This window comes from Streptomyces sp. NPDC051217, from assembly GCF_044455465.1.
Lineage (GTDB): Bacteria > Actinomycetota > Actinomycetes > Streptomycetales > Streptomycetaceae > Streptomyces.
This window is the reverse complement of sequence record NZ_JBITEV010000019.1, coordinates 34484-60877: the sequence shown is the minus strand read 5'-3', so window position 1 is coordinate 60877 and position 26394 is coordinate 34484. Positions and strand designations below refer to the sequence as shown.

Sequence of the window (26394 nt, the reverse complement as noted above, 5' to 3'; positions counted from 1 at the left end):
AAGGTCACGACGGACTCCCCCGCCCCACCGGCTTGCCCCGACGTATTCACCCCGGCCCCGTCACAGCCAGCCCCGCCTGGCCGCCTGCCAGGCGAGCTGCATACGGGTGGTCGCTCCGGCGAGCTCCATCATGTGCTGGATATGACGCTGCACGGTGCGCCGGCTCAGCCCCATCTGGCTGGCGATCGCCTTGTCGGCCACGCCCGCCACGAGCAGGGACAGCAGCCGCCTGTCGATGGAGGAGAGCGGGTCCGGTGCGCCGACCCCGTCCGTCCCGGCGACCGCCCCCGAGTCGTCGACGTCCAGCGGGACGGCGTCCTCCCAGTAGCGTTCGAACAGGGCGATGAGGGCGGCCAGGAGGTTGCTGTCCCGGACCAGCGCGGCCGTCGGCTCGTCGGGGCTGCCCTGCGGCCCCCCGGGCACCAACGGGCAGACGGCGATGGCACGGTCGGCCACGGCGAGCCGCAGCGGCAGATGGGGGACGGATCTGGCGATCTCCCCGGCACGCACGCCCTCGACGACGTTGTCGACCGCGCCCTCGTCGTCGAAGAAGGCCTTCTCGTACAGCACCCGGTAGGTCACGCCCCGGCCCAGCGCGTCGAACTCCGCGTCGTTGCTGCCCGACGGCATGGCCACGTACTGGGCCTTGCAGAACCAGAGCATCTCGTCGCGCGCGCTCGCCTGGATCTGCCGCAGATGCTGACGCAGGGCCTCACCGCCGGTGATGACCTCGATGAGCTGGCCCGCGTCCTGGCGGCGTGCGGTGTCCCGGTAGGTCTCCAGGAGACTGGTGACTTCGACGCGGGCCCGGTCCAACGCGTCGGAGTTGCGTTTCAGCCGGGGGGTGAGCGCCACGTCCGGGGGAGTCGCCCGGTACTGACGCGGCACACCGTCGGTGTGGCTGGCCATGCCCTTGGCCGCGAGATCGGTCAGCACGCTCCGGGCTTCCACGACCTCCAGACCGACGCGCTCGCCGACGTCGGCGGCCTTGAGCGGACCGGTCGTTATGAGAAGCCGGTAGACGACCTCCTCGACTGCCGACACCCCGGCGGCCTCCAGCGCCACTGCGCCCTCCTGAGACCTCGGCCCCCACGCGCTCAATTCACGCACCCTCGAACGTTGAATACCGTACTGCATCGTGTGCACAGCGCACGGGTGGGCAAACGGCTTCCACCGCCTGCCCACCCGTGCGCAACGGCTCCCCGCTATCCGCGGTGGAGATACGCGCGTTCGACGGTCTGCCGGACACGGTTGCCCGCGGAGTCCTTCGCGGTGACACGCAACGTGACGTAGGCGTCGTCCCGTTGCCGCTTCGGTGCGTAGATCTTCGCCGAGAAGGTGTCGGATCCGCGGCTCCTCACCGTGGCACGCTCCCAGCTGTCGCCGTCGTCATAACTCGCCTCGACATCGACGCTCACACCGCGCGGCGCGGCCAGTCCGTCCTGGGCGCGGACGGTCAGCCCCACGGAATGGGACCGGCCGGGGCCGACCGAGTTGCGGACGTCGACGGGCACGTCGTAGTCGAGTTGGAGCAGCGGCAGCGCCGCCGTCCCACTCGCGGCCCCGGAGCGGAACGACCACGAAGTCTCGGTCGCCGTCCCGAAGGCCCACTCGGGGGACACCCGTGACGTCGTCAGGTCCAGCCGGTAGTCGGCCGCGCCGGACGGCACGGTGAAGTCCGTCCAGGCGCTTTCGGCCTCGGCGGTCTTCTTCCCGTCGCGGTACAGCACGGCCGCCGCGGTGTCGCCCGGCTGACCGTTCCGCGCCTGACCGGAGGTGCCGATCCCGCCGCCGCCGGCGAGCAGCCGCGACCAGTGCCCGCCCGTCGAGTCGGTGAACTCCGGGATCCGCAGCGAGAGCACGTTCCCCTCACGGACCGACGGGTTCCTCGTGCCGCGCGGGATGGACGGCCGGACCAGCGCGCCCTGCCACACCTCGGACGTGCGCTCACCCGGCCGGTAGGTGCGGGCCGTGTCCCTCATGCCCGCGTTCAGCGGCGCGTCGACGTCGAAAGTGGTCTCGTGGTGCACCAGATGCTGCCAGCTGGTGTCGCCCGCACTGACGTACTCGGTGCGTTCGAAGCCGGTCGGTACGTGGCGGGTGTACTGAAACCACGCCGCGTCCTGGTAGGGCCGCCGGGCGAAACGCTGTTCGGCCGCCCACGGTGATCCGCCGTTGTCGGCGTACGAGGTGCGCACGACCGCGCTGTTGCGCTCCGACACCGTGTGCACCACACGTTCCGGAATCCGCTGGGAGGACACCTGCATGACGTCGTAGAGGTACGGGCTGCGCGCGGTGCCGCTGAACCGCACCGACGTGGAGCGCTTTTCGATCCGCTTCAGCAGCTCGGCGCCCACCTTCGCGCCGACCCGTACGGTGGGCAGAGCCCGGCGTTCGCCGTCCGGCCGCCAGCGGGTCCAGGCGATGTCGCTGAAGTGGACGAGCATCAGACCACGGGCACCGGCCGCCGCCGCCTTCTCGGCGAGTTCGCCCTCGTCCTTCCCCTCCTCGTTGGTGACGACGGCGAGTTTGCCGCGTGCTTTCCCGAACTCGGGGTCATTCGCGCCGCCCGCGTCGACTGCGGCGAGACGCGCTCCCTGCTCGTCGAACAGCGGGGAGGTGGGCATGTAGTAGGCGTTCAGGTCGAGTTCGGTACCCGGCACCGTCGTTTCCAGGAGAGGCGCGCTGAGTTGCCAGCGGGACGCGAACTCGAACGTGCCGTCCGTGACGGCGGGGGTGGGGCTGACGTACAGGCGTTTGGCGAGGTCGAAGTACATCGTGCCCTGGATCAGGCCGTGTCCGTCGATCTTCCGGTACGTCTGGTAGCTGAGGATGCCCCGCTGCTCGGCGGGGCGTGGTGTGCGGATGTCGACCAGCGTCGTACGGCGCGCGTCGAGGGTGACGGGCATGTCCTTGGTGACCTTCACCTCGGGCAGGACGACATGACGCAGTTCCTGTCCGTCACTCGCCGTGTCCAGGGTGGAGTAGTCGAGTTGGTACGTGCCCTCCTCGACCTCGGCCACGGCGGATTCGGTATCGGTGTACCCCACGAACCCGTTGGCGCCCCAGATCGTCGGCAGCGCCTGGACGCGCTGGCCCTCGTGGTCGTACGTCCTGACGGTCAGCTTGTGGGTGGGGCCCTGCACGACCAGGCTCACCGTGGTGTGGACGGTGGCCGAACCGTCCGACGGCGTCGCGGTCACGTGCCCGTAGTAGTCGCCCTGCGCGGCGCGGGCGGGGTCCACGGTGAGGGGCACCTCGGCCGTCGAGCCGGGCCCGACACGTACGGAGTCGGCGCCCAGGCGCACAGCACCGGCCGCGGGTTCCCGGCCACCGGTGGTCGCCAGCTTCAGACCGAGCGAGAGCGTGACCTCCTCCTCGGAGGTGTTGGTGTAGCGCAGCGTTCTGGTACGGGTCTCACCTGTACCGGCCTCGAACGGGCCGAGCGCGACGGTGCCGGTGGCGGTCACCGGACCGAGCGCCGCGGCGGCCAGGTCGATACGGCCACCACCCTGTTCGGTGACCTGCTGGCCGGCGACGGTGCGCGCGGTACTGATCAGCGCGTCCTTGATCCGCGCGGCCGACCAGTCGGGATACCGCTGGGCCAGCAGAGCCGCGGCTCCCGCCACATGGGGCGTGGCCATCGACGTCCCCGATGCCGCCACATAGCTCTCGTCCACGGGATCGCCCATGGCGGTGCCCGCGGCGCGGGCCGCCACGATCCCGACCCCGGGGGCCGTCACATCGGGCTTGACACCGTCGTCCCCCGCCCGGGGACCACGGCTGGAGAACGGGGCCAGCGAATCGTCCCGGTCCACCGCGCCGACCGTGAGCGCGGCATCCGCGGCGCCGGGGGAGCCGATCGTCCTGGTTCCGGGGCCGCTGTTGCCCGCGGCCACGACGAACAGCGCGTCACTGCTCTCGCTCAACTCGTTCAGCGCGAGACTCATGGGGTCGCTGCCGTCGCTCGGAGCGTCCGAGCCCAGGCTCATGTTGACGACCTCGGCCCCCTGCGCCGCGGCCCATTCCATCCCCGCGATGACCTGCGACTCGGTTCCGAAACCGTCGTCGCCGAGGACCTTCCCGATCATCAACTCGGCGGCGGGGGCGACTCCTTGACGAGTGCCGCCCGACGCCTGGCCGCTCCCGCCGACGATCGAGGCCACATGCGTACCGTGTCCGAACGCGTCGCCCGTTCCGGAGCTGCCGGAGAAGTCCTCGGCCGAGGTTATCCGGTCCGCCAGGTCGGGGTGGGTCTGATCGGCGCCGGTGTCCAGGACGGCCACCTTGACGCCCTCACCACGCAGACCGGACTTCCAGACGCCGGGGGCCCCGATCTGGGCGGTACTGCGGTCCAGGGACGCGCTCACGCGCCCGTCCAGCCACACCCGGGGCATGGCGGTGACCGCGGCGGCGCTCAGGGTCGGCCCGGTGGGCGCCAGTCGCTTCCAGAACGCCCCGAGGTCGTCGGAGGAGACACGGACCGACCGGGCGTCGATGCTGTCCAGGCGCCGGCCGGGAGAACCGTCGTCGGCGAGGGCGGTGAGCCGGCGCACCGCGGATTCCGCGACCCCGTCGGCGCCCGCCACGATCAGCGGGAGTCCCGCGGTATGGGCCTCGTCGTACCGCTGCGCGACGAGCGCGGTCACGTCGAACAGCTTCTTGTCCAGACGCCCGGCGGAGACCAACTCCCCGGCGTCGGAGGGCAGGACCGTCAGTCGACCGTTCTCCTCAAGAGTCCGGAAGACGATGCCCTTACGGCCCTTTCCCGGCTCGACCGAGACGACCCGGCCGTCCTGGCCACCACCGCTGAGAGTGACCCGGTCGCCGGTGATGAGGCGCACGGAGACACTCCCCGCCGCGGCCCCGCCGCTCGCCGCCGGCTTCGCCCGTACTCCGTTGGTAGTGGCCGACACCGGCGCCACGGCGCCGGCGGCCAGAGTCAGTCCCACCGATATGACCGCCACAAGGCGGATCCGTCTCATCTGGTGCCATGCCTTCCGTTGTGCGAAGTGAGGAGTTCACCTGCTGCACAGACTCCTGTGGCGCCGGATGGGTGTCACTGAATTCCGGTGGCACAGGTGGGACATGTCTCAACGGCGACACGCGGCCCTGCCGAGAGCGCCGCGCACGTTGCGTCGCCGGGCGGAAGCTTTCGGTCACCCGCAACGTCGCGCAGCGGCTCGGTGGGACGTCGAGCCATATGGCGGGAGGGGACCGGCGTACGACGAAGAAGGACCCGTACGAACCGGATGAACACGGTGGCCCCTTCTACCGCCTGACGGACGCGCGCGAGCGCCCGACCACGCGCGGCACTGCGACAACCGCGGTACGAGCGAACCGCGAAGCGGCTGGACGGCCGCCTCCCGCGGCCGGGCATGTGGCGATCGATGATGAGGAGGAGTCACTCGCAAGCTGGTTGTCGACATTCGCCGAATACCTCGATCAGTCGGGCTCGTCGACCAGGACGACCTGGCGGAGACGCTCCCGGACTTGAACAAGCCTGCTCGGGCCCCCCGGACCCAACGAACCGCCTGGGGAGCAACCGATCAAGGCAGCGCGGAGGTCCCGGACCAGCAGCCCGGGGCGGGTACCACCGCTCGCGTCAGACGGTCGTCAGCTCAGGCTGTGGCACGGCGGCGGCGCACCATGAGGAGCCCCGCACCCGTGACCACCGCCGTGGCAGCCGCGACCGTGATCGGCAGCGTCGCGGAGGAGCCCGTCTCTGCCAGGTTGGCGTCGTTCGTCGTCGTCCCGTCGTCCCCGACCGACGACGACCCGCCGGCCGAGCCGCCCGCGCCGTCCGCGCCATTGGTCGAGCTGCCCGTCGAACCGGTCGACCCCCCGCCCGTGACGTCCAGCGTGATGTCGGCCTTGTCGTTGGCCTTGTTGGGGTCGAACGGCCGCGCCTCGGCGCTCAGCACCACCGAGCCCTTGGCGCCCGCCACCTTCTTGTCGATCTTCAGCTCGAAGGTGTAGGTCTCTCGGCCGCCGTCATTGACGGACCGCTGACTGGTGCCGCAGGCGTACACCTCGCCCTCGGCCTCGCAGAACCCGTGGGGCTTGACAACCGACGTTCCGGCTGGCGGCGTGACCAGGACCTGGACGAGCCGGTCTCCCTCCCCGGTCAGCACCCAGGCGGGCCCGGCGTTGGTGAACCGGACCTTCATCGTCACCGTGTCACCGACGCTCCCCTTCAACGCGGCACCCGTCACCTGGTAGTCGGCCGTGTTGACGGAGGTGACGGGCACATCGACAAATCGCGCGGACCCCTCACCCCCGGCCTGTCCCTCGACCAGTTTCACCGCCGGTGCGGTTCCCGCCACCGGCGGAGTGCCGTTCTCGTCCGCCCCCGGATCGGCTTCCCCGACACGTACGCGCAACTCGTCGTTGAGCGCGCGGTCCAGCGCCTTGACACGGAGAGGCTTCTCGGGCGTGTAGACGACGCCCGGCTCCACCGCCTGGTCGAACGCGCACACCGCGATCCACCTCTCGGGCATCTCGTCGTAGGACGGGACCTGCTGTGCTCGGCAGTTGGAGGGAACCTCCGCGAAGTCGAGTCCCCGGGTGACGGAGTAGGAGACCCACACCTTCTCGGCAGCCTCGGTTCCCCTGTTCGCAACGGTGACCGGCAGATCGAAGCTGCTCCCCGGCCTCACCCCGTCGATTGGCTCGATCCCTCCAACGACCAATTCGGATGCGCCTTCATTACCGAAGGCGGCAGGAGCCGCGCCGAGCGCGATCAGGGCGGCAGCGCCGAGGGCGGCGACAGCGGCAAGGGACGCGCGACGGTTGTGCGGGGGCATCGGCATGGAGAGAACCTCTGTTGGGACGCGGACAAACGGATGGTGAATTTCAGGAGAACAGCCCTTCGGTCGCTAGACTCTTGCCGATCCCGAACGGTTGCACGTCCGGTGCCCTTCTCCGCCTTGCGATCGCACCCACTGGGTGCCGAAAGCCACGGCCCGATGCCGACACCGGGCAGGATCTCGCCGAGGACCTGATCGAGATCGCTGTGCCCGGGACACACGTGCGGCCCGTGTCCGGCGCCGTGTACGACGCGATGCCCGCCCCGCGCACGTCCCAAGCGCCCTCCCCGCAGGCCGTTACCGACTCCCCACCCACGACATCCCGGAGGGCTGGATCGGCAAGGAGCGCCCAGGCAGGCGACGTCTGCGGCGCGGACAAGGTTCTGACCGGCTAGCCGTCCGCCTAAGAGCTTTCCCGTCACTGCTGGTCACGGATGAGATGATCGTTCGTGGTGTCGAAGTCGGCCGCCGACCGCATCAGCGACCACGGCGGGCCCGCACTGGCCTGGTGATCTCAGCTGCCGGCACTCGTTGAGGCCATGGCCGGACACCGATCTGAAATGGTGCCAGGCAGGTGAGGCAGGCTGAGGGCCTTTCTACGGGGGCCGTCGACTCCTGACGAGGTGGCGCCCGGAGCGCCGACCCGGCCGGGACGGCCCGCCTGTGCCCCTGATCCTGCGTGCGCGGAGACACGCTGTTCGAGCTGACCGACGCCCTGTTGTGTGCGGACGGGCCGGTGAAGACGCCGGTCGACCCTACGCTGACCGCCGAACACCGGGCGCGGGCACGGCCGATGTACGAAGCCCTGAACAGTGGGAACGTCGATGTACCACGGCTGCGGCGGGTGCCGGCGGGGCTGCCGCAGCCCGGGTCCGCCGGGGCTTCAGGAAGCTCCGCCCGACCCTGCCCTGTCCGGCCCGTGCTCCAAAACCCAATCGGCCCGGCCCCCGGCAGGCCACTCGGCTCGAAGAACCGGCGCCCCGCCACCCGCCACGACGTTGGCAACACCACCGGACGCCCCATAAGCATCACCGAACGCGACCAGCTCCGAGCGCCTGGCCGGCAGGGACCGTATCCCCAATCCGGTCGGCCGCCCGGACGAACGCGTCGTCCACCACTGTGCCCTCCCACCGCACCGCGGCCAGGTAAAGAGGGCCGTGCAGGTCATGGCCGACGGCCGCTGCCCGGGCGTAGGCGCTCTCGTTGTCCGTACCGGCGAGCAAATCGTCCACCAGTTCTCGGCGCAGCCTCAGCTCGACCTCGGCGACGTTCCGCAGGTGGGCCAGCTCCAGGGTCAGCGAGCCGAGGAGCTCGCCCCGATGCCTCGCCAGCGTGACGAGCCGTTCGCCGAGCCGTGCGGGCTGGGGCCGCTGGGCTGTCTCGCGCAGGAGTGACTCGTGCCGTGCCTCGTCGGGCTTCGCGTCACGGGCCCTTCGCAGCTGTTCAGGTCCCTGACCTGCGCTTCGAGGACCTGTGTATCAAGGTGGGGCGCCCGGCCCGGCCCGGCCGGTCGCGCCGACGGGCAACTCCTCGTCGTGTATCACGCCAAGCCCGGCTCGGGCTCCGCGCGCGCTCTGAAGCTCCTCGGTTCTGTGACCGACACCGCGAACGCCGACGACACCCCCGGTGATTAGAGAGTTGCGCTCCGCCCTGAGCCGTGTGATCCCCGTGCCGGTATGAACCGGGGGGTTCCACTCGCTCCGGGCGTGCCGGCCGGGACGGTGCCAGGAGTCTCATCCCGGGGTTGGCGAGTTGGGTGCCCGGTCTGCTGTTTTCCAGCTGGGACAGTCGATTGGCGACGGATCACGGGCGGGGTTCCGCGGCGCCTGCCGAGGAGGAAATGAGTCCGGCTATCAAGAGGTTGAGCAGTCGCGTCGCAAGCTCGCGCTGGTGCTCGGCCCCGGCGATGAGCGTGATGCCCCCGAGCGACATCATCACGTCGTCAGCAGGCACATCTCCACGGAGCGCCGCGGTCCGCACGCCTGCGTCGAGCAGGGTGCCGATCGCATCACGAAGCATGGTGCGGCTGCCCGTCCGCAACCCCTCGTGGGCCGCCAGAATGCTGGGCAGCGCGTCGGACATGCCGTGCTTGGTGAACATGTAGTCGATGAATCTGTTCATCCACTCACGCAGGGCCGCGATCGGGTCCATCGTCTCCAGGAGCGATGCCGCGCTCTCACAGAGCTTCGTCGTCTCATGGCGATAGGTGGCCTCGATGAGGTCCTCGCGTGTGGGGAAACGTCGGTAGAGCGTTCCGATCCCGACCCCCGCTTGCCGCGCGATCGCCTTCAGCGAGGTGTCAGCCCCCTCGCGCGCAAACGCCTCGGCGGCCGCCTCAAGCAGCCGGTCCCGATTCAGTTGCGCGTCGGCGCGCAGCGCCTGCGCGTCCGCATGGGTCATGTCCGATACCTCCAGTTACAAACGGAGCTGGCTCCGCTTACAGTCGATACGTAAGCGGACGCGCCTCCACATACCAATGTAGCGCGCCGGGAATGTGAAGGGGAAAACAATGACCGATCGAACCACCACGCCCTTCGGCGCGCAGTCCACCGCCGGCCAGGTGATCGCCGGCGTCGACCTGACGGGAAAGCGCGCGATCGTCACCGGCGCCTCATCAGGAATCGGCGTCGAGACCGCTCGCGCGCTGGCCGCCGCGGGCGCGGAGGTCACACTCGCGGTGCGCGACGCGGGGGCCGGGCGGCAGGTCGCCGCCGACATCGCCACCACCACGGGCAACCACAAGGTCTTCGTCGGCACCCTCGATCTCGCCGACCAGGCATCGGTCGCCGCGTTCGTCGCCGACTGGTCGGGCGCGCTCGACATCCTCGTCGCCAACGCCGGAATCATGGCGACCCCGGAGTCGCGGACCGCCGAAGGCTGGGAGATGCAGTTCGCCACCAACCACCTCGGCCACTTCGCCCTGATCACTGGGCTTCACGATGCCCTTGCCCGGACCGGACACGCTCGCGTCGCCGTCGTCAGTTCCGTCGGACATGTCAACGGGGAGGTGCTGTTCGACGACTTGGACTTCACCAGCCACCCCTACGACCCCTGGGCCGCCTACGCGCAATCCAAGACCGCGAACATCCTGTTCGCCGTCGAGGCGGCCAAGTTGTGGGCCGCGGACGGCATCGCGGTCAACGCGTTGAACCCCGGCCGGATCTGGGGAACCGGGCTGAGCCGGCACATGGATGCCCCGCCCGCCTCGTTCGACCCGAAGGGCGGCACCGGCACATCGGAGAAGAACACCGAGCAGGGCGCTGCGACCTCGGTGCTCCTCGCGGCCTCCCCGCTCGTCGAGGGCGTGACGGGTCGCTACTTCGAAGACTGCGAGGAAGCCGCGCCCTTCACACCGGGCGTTCGCCGCGGCGTCGCGGCGTACGCGCTCGACCCGCAGAAAGCGGCGCGGCTCTGGCAGGTCTCACTCGACCTGATCCAGAAGACCGGCCGATGACCTCGACCACAACGCCCGGCCTTGAGGGCACACCGAGACGGTGGCAGCCTTCGAGGCCGGGTGGCCGCGCTATCGCCGTCTACAGTGTCGTCGACGACCTCGATTCCGCGATGGATCGGGTTGCCGCTGCCGGTGCGATCGCTTTCACCGCCGACCGCAGCCGTGGGCCCCGGTGTGCGGGTATGCCTGCGCTCGGCCCGGAACAGAACCTCGTCGAGCTCGTCCGCAGTGAGGGCTGGCCGCTTCAGCCCGTGTAGGCGCTCGGCCGATCCAGGCGACCGGCCAACCGCCGCCTAAGCCTCGACACGGGTGATGCCCGCGAGAAGCACCTCGGTCGCGGTGGCACGCTGCTCGCGGCCCGCCGTCCTCTCGGCCATACGCACGAACATCGCGACGTCTTCCGCGGTGAGTCCCGCGCGGAGGCCTCCCGCCTCACGGAGGCGCTCGGTGACTCGCCGGACCACTCCGACCACGAGGGCATCCGCGTGCCGCTCGACCCGCGGGCTCGTCACCGCAAGCCGCGCGAACACCGTGACATCGTGATCCGGCATCGCGCAGCTCTGCAGAAACAGCTGGCGGAACGCCTCGTGCGGATCACCGATCCGCTCGACTCGTTCCGCGGCCGCCCGCACCGGTCGGACGAGCTCGTCGAGGACCGCCTCCACGAGGTCGTCCCGGCTCGGGAAATGCCGGTACAGGGTCGTGGTGCCGAGCCCGGCCGCACGCGCGACCGTTTCCAAGCTGGCACCTGGCCCACTCTGGGCGAAGACGGCGACGGCGGCCTCGATGACGCGTTCCCGATTGCGGACCTGGTCCTTGCGGGGCACAGCACTCCTCCAAAAACGGTAGTGACACAACCGTTTTGTGATCTACAGTTGAAACGGGTGACGTACACCCATTTTATTCGCTCAGCCGGAGAAGGGCCCGCAACCATGCCGAACGAGGCGCACATGAAGGCCGCGATGCAGAGCTACCTGGACGCGCTCAATGCCGCCGACGTCGAGGGGATCATCTCGCTGTTCGCAGAAGAAGGAACCATCGAGGACCCCGTAGGCACCGGGGTACACGCCGCACGCGAGGGACTGACGCGGCTCGTCGGAGGTCTGCCCGCGGGCGCGACCTTCACCCTCGACACTCCGATCCGCGCCTCGCATGCGAGCGGTGCCGCGATGGCATTCACGGTCCAACTGACCCGCGACGGCATCCAGACTCAGATCCGCTCGCTCGACGTCATGCGGTTCGACGAGGCGGGCCTCATCGTCGAGATGAAGGCGTACTACGGCCCCTCGGACATCACCACGACGTGACGAACAGGAATAGTCGCGTCCACTGAATCGAGAGAGGCGACCACATCTGACGACGACCCGTGCAACATCCGAGAGTCGATCGCCTACCTCTCCGACGTCGAGGAGGCCGTCTCGGCCACGGCGAGCGCGCTCGAGTTCTACCGGGCGGTGCTCGCCCGCCACCCGCGCCGCGCCAACCCCGGCTCACTCTGGGGCGCGGCGAAGCTGATCAAGCCGTCGGCATAGAGCCGCGGAGAGTGCACCCGTCGCGGTCCACGCCCCGCAATGGGTGGGGCCGCGCTCACGGCGAGTTCGGTGCGGTACCGGCTGCGCCGCTCCCGTAGGGCGTCCAACTCGTCCGCCGCCCGCGGCTGTTCGACGCCGCACCCGCGACACGGCGAGCTCCTGGGCAGGCGGGATGCCGTCGAGGCGGCGGCACAACTCCGCGACGGCCCGGGCTTCCGCGCCCGCACCCTCGCCCCCGCTCGTTGGCCGAGAGGGCCGGCGGAACACTCCTGTGCGGCAAAGAGGGCCGACCGCCGCAACGACGCGGCGTCGCGTGCGCCTGGATCGAATCAGCCCATGGGCGCATCCTCAGTGATGGGACTCTTGTCCCGTCACCTTGATACAGTGACGGGACAAGAGTCCCATCACTTCCGGGAGAGTTCCATGCGCGTCTTTGTCACCGGTGGCACCGGTCTGATCGGTTCCGCCGTCGTCGCCGAACTGCTCGGCCACGGCCACACCGTCCTCGCGCTCGCCCGCTCGGACACGTCCGCCCTCGCCGCGGCGGCAGCCGGCGCCGAGCCGCTGCGGGGAGGTCTCGCCGATCTGGACGTCCTTCGCGCCGGTGCCGGTGAGGCCGACGGGGTGATCCACCTGGCCTTCGCCAACGACTTCAGCGGCCCCGAAGCCCTCGCGACGGCGGTCGCCGAGGAAAGCGCCGCCCTCGCGACCCTCGGAGAGGAACTCCTCGGCAGCGACCGCCCGTTGGTCACCGTCTCGGGTACGCCGAATGTGCCGGGCCGCGCCTCCACCGAGTCCGACCCGCCGGTGACCGAGGGCCCGGTCGGCGGGCGCGGACGCGCGGTCACGGCGGTTCTGGACCTGGCCTCGCGCGGTGTCCGCAGTACGGCCGTACGCCTGCCGCGCACGGTTCACCACCAGGGCACGGGCGGGTTCGCCGGCCTGCTGACCGACATCGCACGCCGGACCGGAGTCTCCGGCTACCCGGGCGACGGCGCACAGCGCTGGCCGGCGGTGCACGCGCTCGACGCGGCAGTCCTCTTCCGACTCGCCCTGGAGCAGGCGGAAGCCGGCACTTCCTGGCACGCCGTGGCCGACGAAGGCGACACGGTGCGGGACATCGCCACGGTCATCGGCCGACGGCTGGGCCTGCCGGTCGAGTCGGTGCCCCCGGAGACCTACGGCCCTCTCGGCCCGATCTTCGCCAACGACCAGCCCTCGTCCAGCACCCACACCCAACAGACCCTCGGCTGGCGGCCGAAGCACCCCAGCCTTCTGAAGGACCTGGAGAACATCCAGCCCTGACCGTCCCCGTGGCCGTGAGGCCCGCTGTCGGCGTCGGTCCTCAACCCCGCCGCCGACCCCACCCGATCCCCCGCCTGAACCACACGTTCGAGCAGGCCATCCCACGGTCCGGCATGGACTGGACGTTCCTCGGTCCGCGAGGCCGTTCCGCGCGGGGCTCGTGCGGAGCGAGCACAGCGGGATGCCAGGACGGCAACCGCCCTCGTCCGGCGCCGCCCTCGCGGGCTCGCACGAACCGGGGCTCGCTGTACGCAGTGCATGCATTCGGGTGTATCTGGCGTGGCTCTCCCGGTATTCGGCGTTTGTGATCTTCACACTGGCAGCAGCTCAGTCCGAGTTCATCTGAGAAGTTCATCTGAGAAAGGCAACTTCCATGCGTCGTCGGATCGCCACTGTCCTGCTCGGGGCCTTCGCCCTCGTCACCGCCCTTGCCGCTCCCGCCTCCGCGATCGGCATCGACCTTGGTGGCGGCCTCACCCTCTGAGCAAAGACACGAGGCCCGGCTGGGGGCACCACCTCCAGCCGGGCCTTTCGCGCGCGCTCGCTCACGGGTCGCCGGAGCCACCGCCGGCGCGTTTCCTTCACCGGGGAATAATCGATTATCCATAGGATCGTCTATTGTGTAGCCATGACCGACAGCATGACTTCCTTCGCGGCGAGCACCGGCCGCCACTGTCACCACGCCGTCAGCCCCCTGCACGCATCCGTGTACTTCGCGCCGGAGCCGGAGGACGAACTCGCGGCACTTGGGTTGGAGCGCGGAGCCATGGCCTACCTCGCGAGTCGCGCGGCCCCGCTCGGGGCCGTCGGGACGGGCACCGTCACAGCGACGTTCTACAACTTCAACCGCGACCATGTGCAGCGGTACATCCCGGGGGCATGGACCGTCACCACGCGGGACGCGGTGCTCACCGCACGGCTGCGCGGCGCGGACCGAACGCTGCGGCGGCTGCTCGGGAAGGAAGCCCTCGTCTCCCTGGAAATGGCCGAGGCGGCCAAGCTGGCGCTGCACGCCACCGAAGCCTGCCGCCGAGAGGCACGGCCGCTGTACGCCGCCAACGCCGACCTCCCCGTACCCGAAGAACCGCACCTGGCCCTGTGGCACGCCGCGACGCTGCTGCGCGAGCACCGCGGTGACGGTCACCTCGCCGCTCTGGTGATCGCCGGCCTGTCCGGCATCGAGGCGCTGGTCCTACACAACGCCACCGGCACGGCGCCGACATCGGCACTGTTCATGCGAACCCGCGGCTGGTCCGCGCAGCAGTGGGGCGCCGCCCGGGAGCAGGTGCGCGAGCGCGGCCTGCTGGACGAGGCGGGGAACCTTACGCAGGCGGGCGCGGCCCTGCGCGGCGAGGCCGAGGTGCTCACCGACCGCCTCGACGCCGCCCCGTACGACCACCTCGGCCCGGCCGCCACCGCACGCCTCACCGAACTGGCCGGCGGCTTCTCCAGGACCATCAGAGCAGCGGGCGCCTTCCCCGCGGTGCACTTCGGCAAGGGCTGAGCGCGGGGGCCGGTGCCCGCCCCCCAGGACAGCTCCGCCGACCACTCGCAGTGATCCCACGCCGATGTGGCGGGGTCGCACCTGTCGTCTCATGGTGTCTCCGCCGAGGACATCGCCGCTCTCGCGGCCGGCGTGACGGGACAGGTTCTCCAGCCCGGCGACGACTGTTACGTCGCGGATGGGCCGCCGACCAGGGCGTGTGGTGGAAGTAGTCACCGCCGACGGGCGGCTGAGGCGGGTCGCCGCACAGGAGGAGCCGGACCTGTTCTGGGCCCCGCGCGGCAGCAGAAGCACCATGGGTGTGGCGAAGCACGCGTACTCCCCCGAAACGTACACACGGCTGCGCGTGGGTCGCCCAGCACGTGGACAGGACGGCTTCAGGCGGCCAGGAGTTTGATGAGCAGGAGGGCGACGTCGTCGCTGCCCCAGGAGTGTCGCCGGGCGTGTGCGGCACGCCGGACAAGTGTCTCCGTGAGCTCTTCCAGGGGCTGCGAGTCCGCCTCCGCCAGGTGAGCGGCGAATTCCGCGATGGAGTCGCCCAGATCGGTGCCGGGCACTTCGACCAGGCCGTCGGTGTAGAGGGCGAGGGTCGCGCCGGGGGCCAGGGGCACGTCGAAGGTCCGGTACTCGGCCTCCGGCTCGATACCCAGGAGGATGCCGAACGGTCGGTCGATGATCTCCGTACGGCCGTCGGGATGGAGCAGTACGGGTGGCAGGTGACCGGCGGTCGCCAGATGGGCCCAATGGTTCTTCAGGTCGAGGTGGGCGTACAGGACGCTCGTGAACAGGTTCGAACTCAGGTCGGCCAGAAGGCGGTTGGTGCGCGCCAGAATCTCACCCGGAGGGGTTCCGGCGCTGGCGTGGGTGTGGACGGCGGTGCGTACCTGCCCCATGAGAGCGGCGGCGTTCACGTTGTGGCCCTGTACATCACCGATGACGGCGGCGACCGAGGTGTCGTCCAGGCGGATGAGGTCGTAGAAGTCCCCTCCGATGTCCATGCCGCTGGTCGCCGGGATGTAGCGGGCCGCGACCTCGATGCCGGGGACCTCCGGCAGGGCGCCGGGCAGCAGGGCGGCCTGGAGACCCAGTGCGACCTGGTTCTTGGTGTCGTAGAGCCGTGCCCGTTCGAGAGCCTGCGCGATCACCCCGGCCAGTGAGGTGAGGCCGGCGCGTTCGTCCGGCGGAAAGGAGTGCGGACGGCTGTATCCCAGCAGGACCGAGCCGATCGTACGGCCGGAAGCGAACATGGGCAGATGCGCGCAAGCGGCCGTTCCCGGGCTCAGTTTGATGTCCGGGTAGATGCGCCGGAGCTCCTCGACGTGCGAGTGGAACGTCGGGATGCCGGTCATGATGGCCCGCACCTCCGGGGCGTCAGCGCTCAGGGAGAGGCCCTGGAGGCCGTCGACTATTTCCTGCGAAAAGCCGCGGGAGCCGATGACCTGGAGCCGCCCCCCGTCGACGACGACCATGGCCAGGCTCTGGGCGTCGATGACGGGCAGGATCTGGTTGGTGACCGCCTCGGTCACGTCCTTGACCCCGACCGACTCGGTGAGGGCCGAGGACAGGTGCAGCAGCTGGTAAAGGGCGCCCGGCCGAGTCTGCTCGGTGACGTTCGAGGCCGCGACCGGATCGTCGCCGCTTTCGTTGGCCAGGGTCGGCATGGCGGGCCCTTCAAGGGACACAGTGGGCTCTCCGGCGGTCACGGCGGGCCCCTCGGGGGGCACAGCAGACTCGCGGGCGGGCATGATGCGTACGCTGACGCCGGTGGCGTCGGGGTAGAGGTAGAAGGACAGCAGACGGTCGGGGGGCCGCAGGGCAGTGAAGGATCTTGGCAGGCGGCTGAACAGCGCCGCCAGGTAGGAATTCTCGTAGACCGGGTCGAGCAGCCAGGGCAGGGCTTCCCAGAGCCGGGCACCCAGCAGGTCGCGCTCTTCGACACCCAGCAGCTCGGTGGCCATCCTGTTGTTGAACCTGACACGGCCTTCGAGGTCCAGGGCGCACAAGCCTTCCGGGAGACGCTCGGTGATTTCGAGGCCGGGCTCCTCGTACCGGGCGGGGGGCGGGTCCACGGTGCGCAGCTCTTCGGGCGGCAGCGGGTTCCCCTCGTCCGCGGCCTGCCGCAGGAGCCCGTTGATCCGGCGGGCACCCTCATGGGTCGCCTGTTCTTTCTGGGGGGAGAAACCAGCGTCGCGGGTGCCGGGCCAGAGCTGCAGCAGCGCGCCCCGGCAGGTGTTTCCGGTGATCAGGGGCACGACGCTCATGGCGACGTCGTAAGGCAACGCGAGTGCCGTGCGGGGATAGCGGCGGGCCAGTTCCACATGGCTGCTCAGCCATATCGGGTGGCCCTCACGTGCCGCCTCGGCCACCGGGACCGGCGCGGCGAGTGCCACCATGGACCACGGTCTGGCCACCCTCAGGGACACACCGATCACTCGGACCATGCGCAGGAGCTGGTCCGCGGACACTGTCAGATAGAGAGCCCCGATGTGCGCCCCGGTGGCCTTCACCATGTCCGCCAGGGCTTGCTCTATCTGCGCCGAGGTGGCGGTTCCGTCCTCAGCCACGCTCAGGCCACCCTGTCGGACCATTCAAATACGAAAACGCCCATATAGGGATGATAGTCACCTAACGAGAGCGGTGACATCAGGGGCGGCCCCCGGCACCGGCCGGATGGGGCGGTACCGGGGGCCGTCGGCGTCTGCTCGCGCGCAGGTTGCGCGCGTAGGGCGCGGACTTCCTCAGCGCCCTCCCCGGCCGACAGGAATCATCCGATCTCATGAGCCGAAACGAGATCACACCCGGCGATCAGGTGCCGCACAGGGTGACAAATAGGGCCCAAAGCGATCGAGTGGCCTGTAGAGATCGGATGCCTGCGTGCGCTAACCCTTGACGCGTTCCTCGTATTTTATGAATAGTTGCCGACGACACTCTGCGTGAAGCCCGTTGGAAGGGACCCCAACTGTGCCCGCTTCGTCTCGTCGTGATTTTCTCCGCATCACCGGAACCGCCGCGGGTGGCGGCCTCGCCCTCGCCGGTGGCCTCCGCCCGTTCGCGGCGCATGCCGCACCCGTCCGCCCCTCCGGCGTGGATCTCGTACCGGAGAGCAAGGCCACGGCAATCTGGTACTCCACGCCCGCCGTTGAGGCGAGCATCATGCAAGAGGCCCTGCCGGTAGGCAATGGCCGGCTCGGCGCGCTGACCGGGTGCGACCCTGTGGACGACTACCTCTACCTCACCGACGGCGCCTTCTGGACCGGCGGCCGTAACGACACGCTGACCGACGACGGCCAACTTCCCTACGGCGCGGACGACTTCGGAAGCTTCGGTCTGCTGGCCAAGCTCCGCGTCGCGCTGCCCGGCCACTCGGGTGACGCCGTGAGCGACTACCGCCGCCAACTCGACCTGAGCAACGGCGTGGTGTCGGCGCGCTATCGATACCGCGGCGTCCGCTACCGCCGCGAGATCTACGCCAGCCACCCGGACGACGTGATCGTCGTCCGGCTCACCGGCGACGGCCCGCACACCGGCACGATCTCCCTGTCCGGCACGCACGACGAGACCACGTCCGGCGACAAGGGGCAGTTGTCGTTCGCCGGGACGCTGGGCAACGACCTGCGCTACGCCGCGGCCGTGACCGCGGTCAGTACCACCGGCCGGGTCCGTGTGGAGGATGACGAAATCACCTTCACCGGCTGCCGTGAACTGCTGATCGTGGTCTGTGGGGGCACCGACTACTCCCCCGATGCCGCGAAGAACTTCCGCGATACGTCCACCGCTCCCCTTGCCGTTGCCCGCGCGAAGGTGGCAGCCGCGGCGAAGGTCTCCGGTGGCACGTTGCTGGACACCCACGTGGCCGACTATCAGCGCCTCTACAACCGCTTCAGCATCCACCTGGGCGACTCGTCCCCGGTCCAGCGCTCGCTGGACTCGTGGTCGCGCCTCGCGGTGCGACACACCGACCGGTCGAAGCCGGACCCTGAACTGGAGGCCGCGTACGTCCAGTACGGCCGCTACCTCACGATCACCGGATCCCGCGACTGGCTCCCGATGAACCTCCAGGGCATCTGGGTGCACAACAACAAACCCGACTGGTACGCCGATTACCACACCGACATCAACGTCCAGATGAACTACTGGCTGGCCGACCCCGCCGGACTGGGCGAGAATTCCCTGGCCTTCGCCAAGTACTGCGTGTCCCAGCTGCCGGTGTGGACCGATGTGACCAAGCGGCTCTACAACAGCGAGAAGAACAGATTCCGTAACAGCACCGGAAACATAGCCGGTTGGGCGGTGGCGTTCTCCACGAACATTCACGGGGGCAGCGGCTGGGTCTGGCATCCGTCCGGCAACGCCTGGCTCTGCAATTCGCTGTGGCGCCACTACGAGTACAGCCAGGACCGGGACTATCTCGAACTGATCTACCCCGTCCTCAAGGGCGCGGCGGAGTTCTGGGGCGCCCGGCTGATCACCGAGACGATCACCGATCCGGACGGGACGTCGCGTGAGGTGCTGATCGACGACACCGCCTGGTCTCCGGAGCACGGCCCGGACGGCAAGGGCAACACGTACGGGCAGGAGCTGGTGTGGGAGCTCTTCGAGGAGTTCGGGACGGCGTCCGCGGTGCTGCGCCGGGACGAGAAGCTGGCGGCCGAGCTGGCCGCGATGCAGGCCAGGCTCTACCTGCCGCGGGTCAGCCCGAAGACCGGCTGGCTGGAGGAGTGGATGAGCCCGGACAACCTCGGTGAGACCACGCACCGTCACCTCTCCCCGCTGATCGGTTTCTACCCCGGCGACAGGATCGCCGCCGACACCAGCCCGAAGACACTCCTCGACGGTGTCCGCGAACTGCTCACCGCGCGCGGGATGGACAGCTACGGCTGGGCGTGCGCATGGCGGTCGTTGTGCTGGTCGCGCCTGAAGGAAGCGGAGAAGGCGTACCAGCTCTACCTGACGATCCTGCGCCCGTCGATGAACAACGGGAACGGCACCTCGGCCAACTGGTTCGACATGTACAGCCAGGGCAGTTACACGATCTTCCAGATCGACGCGAACCTGGGCGGCGCCGCCGCCGCTCTGGAGATGATCCTCTACTCCCGCCCAGGCGTGATCGAGTTGCTGCCGGCCCTCCCCCGTGCCTGGGCCGACAAGGGTTCGGTGAGCGGCGTCGGCGCTCGCGGCGGCTTCGAGGTGGATCTGTCCTGGCGCGACGGCAAGGCGACTACGGCAACCATCCGCAGCGTGGGCGGGCGAACGACCGAACTACGCGCCGGCGACTTCCGCAAGCGGATCACCCTGAAGCCCGGCGAATCCACGACGGTGCGCGTCTCCTGAGCGTGTCGCCCGACGACGGGTGGCGCTTCGGCCTGACGCCCGATCAATTCATGCCGTGCCCGCGGGCCCCTCAGCGCTTGAGGGCGATGGTCAGGCCGTCCGCGATGGGCAGGAGAAGGGACTCGACCCGGTCGTCGGCCCGGACGTACGCGTTGAACTCCCGGATCGCCAGGCCGTTGCCCTCCGCGTCGGCGCCGGCCGCCGCTCCGCCGTACAGCACGTTGTCGGCGAGGAGGAGGCCACCCGGACGTACGCGCGGTACGAGTTCGTCCCAGTAGGCGCGGTAGCCCGGTTTGTCCGCGTCCAGGAAGACGAGGTCGATGAGCGGCTCCGCGGGCAGGGACCCCAGGGTTTCCAGGGCTGGGGCGATCCGGAGTTCGATGCGGTCCTGGAGGCCCGCCTCCTTCCATGCCTCCTGGGCGATTTCGGTCCATTCCGTGGAGATGTCGCAGGTGAGGACACGGCCTCCGGGCGCCAGCGCTTCCGCCAGGGCGAGGGTCGAGTAACCGGTGAAGGTGCCCACCTCGACGATGCGGCGGGCGTTGGTGAGCCGCGCCAGCAGGGTGAGCAGGACGCCCTGTTCGTGCGGGATCTGCATCTCGGCGGGCCCGCCGAGTGCCCGGGTGCGGGTGATCAGCTGTCGCTGAACGGGGGTGGGCGGTTCCGCCTGGGCCACGATGTAGTCGTACAGGTCCGGGGTGAGGGGGACCGACTTGATCTGGTCCGGGTGGCTGCTCATGTGGTGAGTTCCTTACGGAGGAGTGGAGTTGTCGCCTGCTGTGCCGCGAGGTACTCCGCGGGAGCGGTGAGCAGGGGGAGCGCGTCGTGCGTGAAGCGTTCGGGGCATCCGTCCGGATTCGGGCCAAGACCGTGCACGGTGATGTCGCTCGCGCATTGGGCGAGGCGGCGGACCAATTGTGCCTCGTAGCCGAGGCTGCATACGAGACGCCGGTGCACACCGAAGTACGCGTCGTACAAGTCGTGTTCGGCAGCGGAAATAATGTCGGCTGGGTGCCGCCCGGCCTGCTGGAGCAGGGAAGCGCCGTTGGGCACGAGCTTTCCGGCTACCGCCATGTGTACTCGCTGATTGTCCCGCGCGGCGCTGGTCAGCGGAGCGAGGAGGGACGCCGGGTGGCGGCCCCGGACGACGCGCAGGGCGGCCGGAACCGCGGCGTAGTCACGGGCCCACGCGCCGCTGAACGCCGGGTGCGCCGCGCTTATGCGGGGGCGTACGACGGCGGCGTAGAGCTCCGGCGAGCAACTGCCCGTGTAGAGGAAAAGCACGGAGTAGGCGTCGTACAGGGTCGCCGCCCAGCCGACTCCCCGCTGTGCCGGCGGTTCGGGGGTCGCGGCGATCGCGTGCAGGGCGCGGGCCTGTAGCTGCCATACGGCGAAGGCGGCCGGTCGGGGTCCACCGGTGGGATCGCCGAGATCAGACGACCCACGACATCGGAGCACCGCGGGGCGGTCGGCCGACGCCCGGACAGATGCGCGGCCTGCCGCACGGCGACGGCCAGCGAGCCGTGCAGCCAGCGCAGCCGCTCCGCCTGGGCGAGGGCGGTCAGGGCGGCCTGGGTGCCGAACGGAACGACGTCCTGGTTGTGGCCATTGGTCGGCAGACTCTGTACGGAGGCCGGTACGGCGTCCCGGCGCATCGCGGCCACCGTGGCGGTCGCGGCCAACTGGACACCCTGCACGCCGTGCTGACGGCCCGGTTCGGCGGCCAGTATCGGTGGCAGCCCTCCGTTGCGGTGCGGATCGACCAGCAGGTCGAGCTGGCGCTCGGCCAGGTTGCCCATCTGCGTGGCGGTGATCGAGAGGAGGTCGGCGGCGAAGGCCACGGGCTGGCCGAAGAAGTTGCCACCGTGGGCGACCAGGCCGTCCTCGGCGAAGAAGAGCGGGTTGTCGCTGACCCCGGCGAGATCATCACCGATCACCCGCGCCGCGTACCCGAGCGAGGACCTGGCGGCGCCCAGCAGTTGCGGCGTACAGCGAATGCTGTACGGCTCCTGCAGTGGCCGGTCGCCCGAGGGGACCATGCCTTCGAGCCGCTCGCGCAGCGCGGCGGCGGCCCGTACGGCGTCCGGATGCCCGGAGCAGTTGTGGGGCGAGGAAGGCGGGTGCGGCTCCGAGCAGGTCGGTGAGACAGGCGCTGAGGGTGAGCGCACCCTCGTACGAGCGCCGGAGCCCCACCAGTGCCAGACCGGCCGCGGCGGCGGTCACCGATGTTCCGTTGACCAGCGCGAGCGCGTCACGCCCGTCGAGCTCCAGCGGACGCAGACCGGCGCGTCGCAGCGCTTCGTCCGCCGGGAGGCGCTCCGCGCCGAGGTAGGCGTGCCCCTGGCCGCGCAGGGCCCGTGCCGCGTAGGCCAGGGGGATCAGGTCTCCGCTGGCACCGACCGATCCGTACGTCGGCACCGCGGGTGCGAACGAGGTCTTCAGGGCCGCGCGGAGCGCGTCGACCACCTCGGGCGAAACACCGGAACGGCCCTGGCACAGCGACCACAGCCGGACGGTGAGCGCGCCGCGCACGACAGCGGGCGGCAGGTCCGCCCCCTGCCCGGCCACCAGATGGTTGAGCGCGTTGTCGCACTGCTCCGCGCCACTGTCACGGCCGGGGAACCCCACGAGCGGCCCGAACCCGGTGGTCGCCCCGTACACCTGCTGTCCGTCCCCCATGGCCAGCAGCGTGAACTCGCGGCATTCGGCGACCCGTTGGCGTACTTCGGGGCCGGGCTCGAAGTCGAGGGGGAGACCGGCCCGCTCCAGCACATCGAGAGTGAGCCGGCCCGTGATCGGGATCGGGATCGTGGAGAGGCGGTCGGAGTCCAGGAGCATGGCTCAATTCCCTGCGGTTCGTGTACTCGGGCGCGTCGCCCCGGAGCGATGTCGGCGACAGCTGCTGGGGTGCTGGAGTGCGGTTTGATCAACGACGGACCACCCCGCAGGAAACGCTGCCGAGTTCCAGTGCCCGCGGGACTTTCGCGTGGGGCATTGACGAAGCGTCCCGGTGGTCCTAGCTTCATCGCGTCGTACTTCATACGTCATATATGAGACGCGAGAGGTGAGAGCAGCGCCCATGGCCTTCGCTCCGAGCCCGATTCCCTCCCGCACCCAGTTCGTTCTGGAAGCGATCAGGCGCGGCATCCTCATCGGCGATCTGTCCCCCGGCCAGGCCCTGGTCGAGACCGAACTCGCCGCGCGATTCGGAGTGTCGAAGACTCCGGTGCGCGAGGCGCTGAAGACGCTCGCCGGTACCGGGCTCGTCGTGATGAGCCAGTTCAAGGGCGTCACCGTGCGCGCCGTCGACGCGGGCATGGCCCACGAGGTCTACGACGTACGGCTGTTGCTGGAGCCGGAGGCGCTACGGCGCTCGCTCGGCCGGGGCGCCTCCCTGGGCGCCGCCCGTGACGCCCTGCTCAGGGCCGACGAGACGGTGGACCGGGCCGAACGGTCCCTCGCCAACCGGGAGTTCCACCGCGAGCTGTATGTCTCGTGCGGCAACCCGCTGTTGATCCGGATGCTCGACGAGGTACGTGACCAGGCCGCTCTCGTGTCGACCGTCGCCTGGGCCGCCCATCCGTCCTGGGAGTCGGAGGCCGACGAGCACCGGGAGATCCTGCGTCTCGCGCTGGCCGGTGACGCCGCCGGTTCCGCTCTCGCCCTGCACGACCACATCGCCTCCTTCGTACGGAGGGCGTTTCCCGAGGGAGACCACCTATGACAAGCCCGGGTCTCGACGCGGCGCGGGGCGCCCTCGCCGATGTCGTGGCGATCCCCGTCACGCCGTTCGCCGCCGACGGCACCGTCGACACCAAGGCCCAACGCGCCCTCCTGAGGAGGCTGATCGACGGCGGAGTGCGCACGCTCACCCCCAACGGCAACACCGGTGAGTACTACGCCCTCACAGCCGACGAGCGCCGCACGGTCGCCGAACTGACCGTCGAGGAAGCGGCTGGAGGAGCCTCGGTCCTCGTCGGCGTCGGACTTGAGGTGCCGACCGCCGTGGCAGCCGCCGAGCATGCCCGGCAGGCCGGTGCCGCGATGGTGATGGTCCACCAGCCGGTCCATCCGTACGTCTCGCGGGGCGGCTGGATCGACTACCACCGTGCGATCGCCGAAGCCGTGCCGGAGCTGGGAGTCGTCCCGTACATCCGTGATCCGCGGGTGCACGGCAAGACCCTCGCCGAGCTGGGCGAGTTGTGTCCCAACGTCATCGGCGTGAAGTACGCCGTGCCGGACGCCGCGCGCTTCGCCGCCATCGCGCGTGACGCGGGCCTGGCGCGCTTCGTGTGGGTGGCGGGCCTCGCCGAGATGTACGCCCCCTCGTACTTCGCGGGCGGCGCCACCGGCTTCACCTCGGGCCTCGTCAATGTCGCCCCGGCGCTCTCGCTGGGGATGCTGGAGGCACTGCGTGCCGGGGACTACGGATCCGCCATGGCGATCTTCGAACGAATCCGGCCCTTCGAGGAACTGCGTGCGGCACGGCACTCCGCCGACAACGTGACCGTCGTCAAGGAAGCACTGGCCGTGCTGGGGCTCTGCCGTCGCGACGTACGCCCGCCGAGTCACGTACTGCCCGAGCCCGTACGCGCCGAGGTCGCCGGCCTCATCGCCGGCTGGCCGGCATGACGGCTCCCGAGAACGACGGACTCCTCGCCCCCGAGGACCTGCGCAGCCACCAGTGGTACGGCAGCGGCATCTCCTCGGGCCTGCGCTCCTTCAGCCACCGCGCCCGCACCCGCCAGCTCGGCTACCTCCCCGAGGAACACCTCGGCAAGCCGGTCATCGCGATCCTCAACACCTGGTCCGACATCAACCCCTGCCATGTCCATCTGCGCGAACGCGCCCAGGCCGTCAAGCGCGGCGTCTGGCAGGCCGGCGGATTCCCGCTGGAATTCCCGGTGTCGACGCTCTCCGAGACGTTCCAGAAGCCGACCCCCATGCTCTACCGCAACATGCTGGCGATGGAGACCGAGGAACTCCTCCGTTCCTACCCCGTCGACGGCGCCGTCCTGATGGGCGGCTGCGACAAGACGACACCGGCGCTGCTGATGGGCGCCGCGTCCGTGGACCTGCCGGCCCTCTTCGTACCGGCCGGGCCGATGCTCCCCGGACACTGGCGCGACGAAGTCCTCGGATCCGGCACCGACATGTGGAAGTACTGGGACGACAGACGCGCGGGACTCATCGGCGACCACGAGCTGGCCGAACTGGAGACCGGCCTCGCCCGCTCCCCCGGCCACTGCATGACCATGGGCACGGCGTCAACCCTCACGGCCGCCGCCGAGGCGCTGGGCGTCACCGTTCCGGGAGCCTCCTCGATCCCGGCCGTCGACTCCGGACACGAACGGATGGCGGCCGAGTCCGGACGGCGCGTCGTGGACCTCGTCCGACGGAACGTGAGGCTCTCGAAGATCCTCACACCCGACGCGTACGAGGACGCCGTCGCCACCGTCCTCGCGCTCGGCGGCTCCACCAACGCGGTCATCCATCTGATCGCGATGGCCGGCCGCTCCGGCATCTCCCTCACCCTCGACGACTTCGACCGCGTCGCCCGCACCGTGCCGGTACTCGCCAATCTCCGCCCCGGCGGCAGGTACTTGATGGAGGACTTCCACTTCGCCGGCGGACTGCCCGGCTTCCTGTCCCGGCTGGCCGACGTACTGCATCTGGATCGCCCCACCGTCGCGCACGCCACGCTGCGCGAACAGCTCGCAGGCGCCCTCGTGCACAACAACGACGTCATCCGCGAGCGCGACAACCCCCTCGCCGACGAGGGTGGTGTCGCCGTGCTGCACGGCAACATCTGCCCGGACGGCGCCGTCATCAAGCACATCGCCGCCGAACCCCGGCTGCTGCGCCACACCGGGCCCGCCGTCGTCTTCGACGACTACCGCGAGCTGCAGCGCACCATCAACGATCCGGCGCTCGCCCTCACCGCGGACCATGTGCTGGTCCTGCGCAACGCCGGTCCCAGGGGCGGCCCCGGCATGCCCGAGTACGGCATGCTCCCCCTCCCCGACTACCTGCTGAAGCAGGGCGTACGGGACATGGTCCGGCTCTCCGACGCCCGTATGAGCGGGACGAGTTACGGCGCGTGCGTGCTGCACATCGCGCCCGAGTCGTACGTCGGCGGGCCCCTCGCCCTCGTCCGCACCGGCGACCTCATCACCCTGGACGTCGAGGCGCGCAGCCTCCATCTCCAGGTGACAGACGAGGAGTTGGCGCTCCGCCGCGCCGAGTGGACTCCACCGCCCGCCCGTTACCGGCGCGGTTACGGCGCCCTCTACGAGGACCAGATCACCCAGGCCGACACGGGGTGCGACTTCGCCTTCCTCGCCCGGCCCGGAGACGTACCCGACCCGTACGTGGGCTGACACCGGCGGAAACGGGCTGGGCACGGGCCTGCCGTACACCTGAACGACTGATCACTTGATGGGGTATCCGGCGCATGTC

Annotated in this window: 17 protein-coding genes and 2 pseudogenes; 10 read left to right on the top strand and 9 right to left on the bottom strand. The window is 69.9% G+C overall.

The window, feature by feature from the left end; translation table 11 throughout:
- Window positions 1–60: 60 nt before the first annotated feature.
- The 3 genes from ACIBBB_RS31705 to ACIBBB_RS31695 all read right to left on the bottom strand — a co-directional run bounded on the left by ACIBBB_RS31705 (window position 61) and on the right by ACIBBB_RS31695 (window position 6812).
- A complete protein-coding gene (locus ACIBBB_RS31705) occupies window positions 61–1065 on the bottom strand; it encodes a helix-turn-helix domain-containing protein (protein ID WP_398988119.1) in 1005 nt (334 codons plus the stop codon).
- 140 nt (window positions 1066–1205) lie between these two features.
- Entirely contained in the window at window positions 1206–4985 is a 3780-nt protein-coding gene (locus ACIBBB_RS31700) for a S8 family peptidase (RefSeq protein ID WP_398988117.1), read from the bottom strand.
- 636 nt (window positions 4986–5621) lie between these two features.
- Entirely contained in the window at window positions 5622–6812 is a 1191-nt protein-coding gene (locus ACIBBB_RS31695; RefSeq protein WP_398988115.1) for an LPXTG cell wall anchor domain-containing protein, read from the bottom strand.
- A gap of 786 nt (window positions 6813–7598) precedes the next feature.
- Here ACIBBB_RS31695 and ACIBBB_RS31690 point away from each other — a divergent pair.
- Both ACIBBB_RS31690 and ACIBBB_RS31685 read left to right on the top strand, forming a co-directional pair.
- A pseudogene (locus ACIBBB_RS31690) lies at window positions 7599–7863 on the top strand (transposase); the annotation flags it as partial.
- 103 nt (window positions 7864–7966) lie between these two features.
- Window positions 7967–8203 carry a hypothetical protein gene (locus ACIBBB_RS31685; RefSeq protein ID WP_398988292.1) on the top strand — a complete coding sequence of 79 codons (237 nt, stop codon included), beginning with the start codon at window positions 7967–7969 and terminating at the stop codon, window positions 8201–8203.
- 409 nt (window positions 8204–8612) lie between these two features.
- Here the strand turns inward: ACIBBB_RS31685 and ACIBBB_RS31680 are convergent, their stop codons facing one another.
- The gene (locus ACIBBB_RS31680; protein ID WP_398988113.1) at window positions 8613–9209 is read right to left on the bottom strand and encodes a TetR/AcrR family transcriptional regulator; all 597 of its coding nucleotides are present in this window, start codon (window positions 9207–9209) and stop codon (window positions 8613–8615) included.
- Window positions 9210–9318: 109 nt separating this feature from the next.
- Between ACIBBB_RS31680 and ACIBBB_RS31675 the strand changes: the two genes are divergently transcribed.
- Complete coding sequence (locus tag ACIBBB_RS31675) at window positions 9319–10263, top strand: SDR family NAD(P)-dependent oxidoreductase (RefSeq protein WP_398988111.1); 945 nt, start codon at window positions 9319–9321, stop codon at window positions 10261–10263.
- A 293-nt stretch (window positions 10264–10556) separates the two neighbouring features.
- On the opposite strand, the gene ACIBBB_RS31670 is transcribed toward ACIBBB_RS31675, so the two are convergent.
- Window positions 10557–11090, bottom strand: coding sequence for a TetR/AcrR family transcriptional regulator (locus ACIBBB_RS31670; protein ID WP_398988109.1), 534 nt, complete (start codon window positions 11088–11090; stop codon window positions 10557–10559).
- A gap of 105 nt (window positions 11091–11195) precedes the next feature.
- On the opposite strand from ACIBBB_RS31670, the gene ACIBBB_RS31665 reads away from it, so the two are divergent.
- From ACIBBB_RS31665 to ACIBBB_RS31655, 3 genes are all read left to right on the top strand, one after another.
- Window positions 11196–11570 carry a nuclear transport factor 2 family protein gene (locus ACIBBB_RS31665; RefSeq protein ID WP_398988107.1) on the top strand — a complete coding sequence of 125 codons (375 nt, stop codon included), beginning with the start codon at window positions 11196–11198 and terminating at the stop codon, window positions 11568–11570.
- A 648-nt stretch (window positions 11571–12218) separates the two neighbouring features.
- Window positions 12219–13100, top strand: coding sequence for an SDR family oxidoreductase (locus ACIBBB_RS31660; RefSeq protein WP_398988105.1), 882 nt, complete (start codon window positions 12219–12221; stop codon window positions 13098–13100).
- Window positions 13101–13740: 640 nt separating this feature from the next.
- On the top strand, window positions 13741–14604 hold the full coding sequence (locus tag ACIBBB_RS31655) for a hypothetical protein (protein ID WP_398988286.1): 864 nt from the start codon (window positions 13741–13743) through the stop codon (window positions 14602–14604).
- A gap of 377 nt (window positions 14605–14981) precedes the next feature.
- Here ACIBBB_RS31655 and ACIBBB_RS31650 read toward each other — a convergent pair whose 3' ends face one another.
- A complete protein-coding gene (locus ACIBBB_RS31650) occupies window positions 14982–17168 on the bottom strand; it encodes a SpoIIE family protein phosphatase (protein WP_398988103.1) in 2187 nt (728 codons plus the stop codon).
- Window positions 17169–17565: 397 nt separating this feature from the next.
- On the opposite strand from ACIBBB_RS31650, the gene ACIBBB_RS31645 reads away from it, so the two are divergent.
- Window positions 17566–19935, top strand: coding sequence for a glycosyl hydrolase family 95 catalytic domain-containing protein (locus ACIBBB_RS31645; RefSeq protein ID WP_398988101.1), 2370 nt, complete (start codon window positions 17566–17568; stop codon window positions 19933–19935).
- Between the two features lie 70 nt (window positions 19936–20005).
- Here ACIBBB_RS31645 and ACIBBB_RS31640 read toward each other — a convergent pair whose 3' ends face one another.
- The 3 genes and pseudogenes from ACIBBB_RS31640 to ACIBBB_RS31630 all read right to left on the bottom strand — a co-directional run bounded on the left by ACIBBB_RS31640 (window position 20006) and on the right by ACIBBB_RS31630 (window position 22614).
- A complete protein-coding gene (locus ACIBBB_RS31640) occupies window positions 20006–20674 on the bottom strand; it encodes an O-methyltransferase (RefSeq protein ID WP_398988099.1) in 669 nt (222 codons plus the stop codon).
- A complete protein-coding gene (locus tag ACIBBB_RS31635) occupies window positions 20671–21219 on the bottom strand; it encodes a hypothetical protein (protein ID WP_398988097.1) in 549 nt (182 codons plus the stop codon). Before ACIBBB_RS31635 ends, ACIBBB_RS31640 begins: the two co-directional genes overlap by 4 nt.
- A pseudogene (locus ACIBBB_RS31630) lies at window positions 21153–22614 on the bottom strand (aromatic amino acid lyase). Before ACIBBB_RS31630 ends, ACIBBB_RS31635 begins: the two are co-directional and overlap by 67 nt.
- Window positions 22615–23014: 400 nt before the next feature.
- On the opposite strand from ACIBBB_RS31630, the gene ACIBBB_RS31625 reads away from it, so the two are divergent.
- From ACIBBB_RS31625 to araD, 3 genes are read left to right on the top strand one after another with little or no spacing between them, the layout of a single operon-like run.
- The gene (locus ACIBBB_RS31625) at window positions 23015–23659 is read left to right on the top strand and encodes a GntR family transcriptional regulator (protein WP_398988095.1); all 645 of its coding nucleotides are present in this window, start codon (window positions 23015–23017) and stop codon (window positions 23657–23659) included.
- Window positions 23656–24567, top strand: a complete 912-nt coding sequence (locus tag ACIBBB_RS31620) for a dihydrodipicolinate synthase family protein (RefSeq protein WP_398988093.1) — start codon at window positions 23656–23658, stop codon at window positions 24565–24567. The genes ACIBBB_RS31625 and ACIBBB_RS31620 overlap by 4 nt, the downstream gene beginning before the upstream one ends.
- Window positions 24564–26315, top strand: coding sequence for an L-arabinonate dehydratase (araD, locus tag ACIBBB_RS31615; protein WP_398988092.1), 1752 nt, complete (start codon window positions 24564–24566; stop codon window positions 26313–26315). The genes ACIBBB_RS31620 and araD overlap by 4 nt, the downstream gene beginning before the upstream one ends.
- Window positions 26316–26394 lie beyond the last annotated feature (79 nt).

Coding starts and splice junctions, on each gene's coding strand:
- araD (WP_398988092.1), top strand. CDS start 24,564: ATGACGGCTCCCGAGAACGACGGACTCCTCGCCCCCGAGGACCTGCGC.
- ACIBBB_RS31660 (WP_398988105.1), top strand. CDS start 12,219: ATGCGCGTCTTTGTCACCGGTGGCACCGGTCTGATCGGTTCCGCCGTC.
- ACIBBB_RS31655 (WP_398988286.1), top strand. CDS start 13,741: ATGACTTCCTTCGCGGCGAGCACCGGCCGCCACTGTCACCACGCCGTC.
- ACIBBB_RS31680 (WP_398988113.1), bottom strand. CDS start 9,209: ATGACCCATGCGGACGCGCAGGCGCTGCGCGCCGACGCGCAACTGAAT.
- ACIBBB_RS31695 (WP_398988115.1), bottom strand. CDS start 6,812: ATGCCGATGCCCCCGCACAACCGTCGCGCGTCCCTTGCCGCTGTCGCC.
- ACIBBB_RS31640 (WP_398988099.1), bottom strand. CDS start 20,674: ATGAGCAGCCACCCGGACCAGATCAAGTCGGTCCCCCTCACCCCGGAC.
- ACIBBB_RS31700 (WP_398988117.1), bottom strand. CDS start 4,985: ATGAGACGGATCCGCCTTGTGGCGGTCATATCGGTGGGACTGACTCTG.
- ACIBBB_RS31620 (WP_398988093.1), top strand. CDS start 23,656: ATGACAAGCCCGGGTCTCGACGCGGCGCGGGGCGCCCTCGCCGATGTC.
- ACIBBB_RS31675 (WP_398988111.1), top strand. CDS start 9,319: ATGACCGATCGAACCACCACGCCCTTCGGCGCGCAGTCCACCGCCGGC.
- ACIBBB_RS31625 (WP_398988095.1), top strand. CDS start 23,015: ATGGCCTTCGCTCCGAGCCCGATTCCCTCCCGCACCCAGTTCGTTCTG.
- ACIBBB_RS31665 (WP_398988107.1), top strand. CDS start 11,196: ATGCCGAACGAGGCGCACATGAAGGCCGCGATGCAGAGCTACCTGGAC.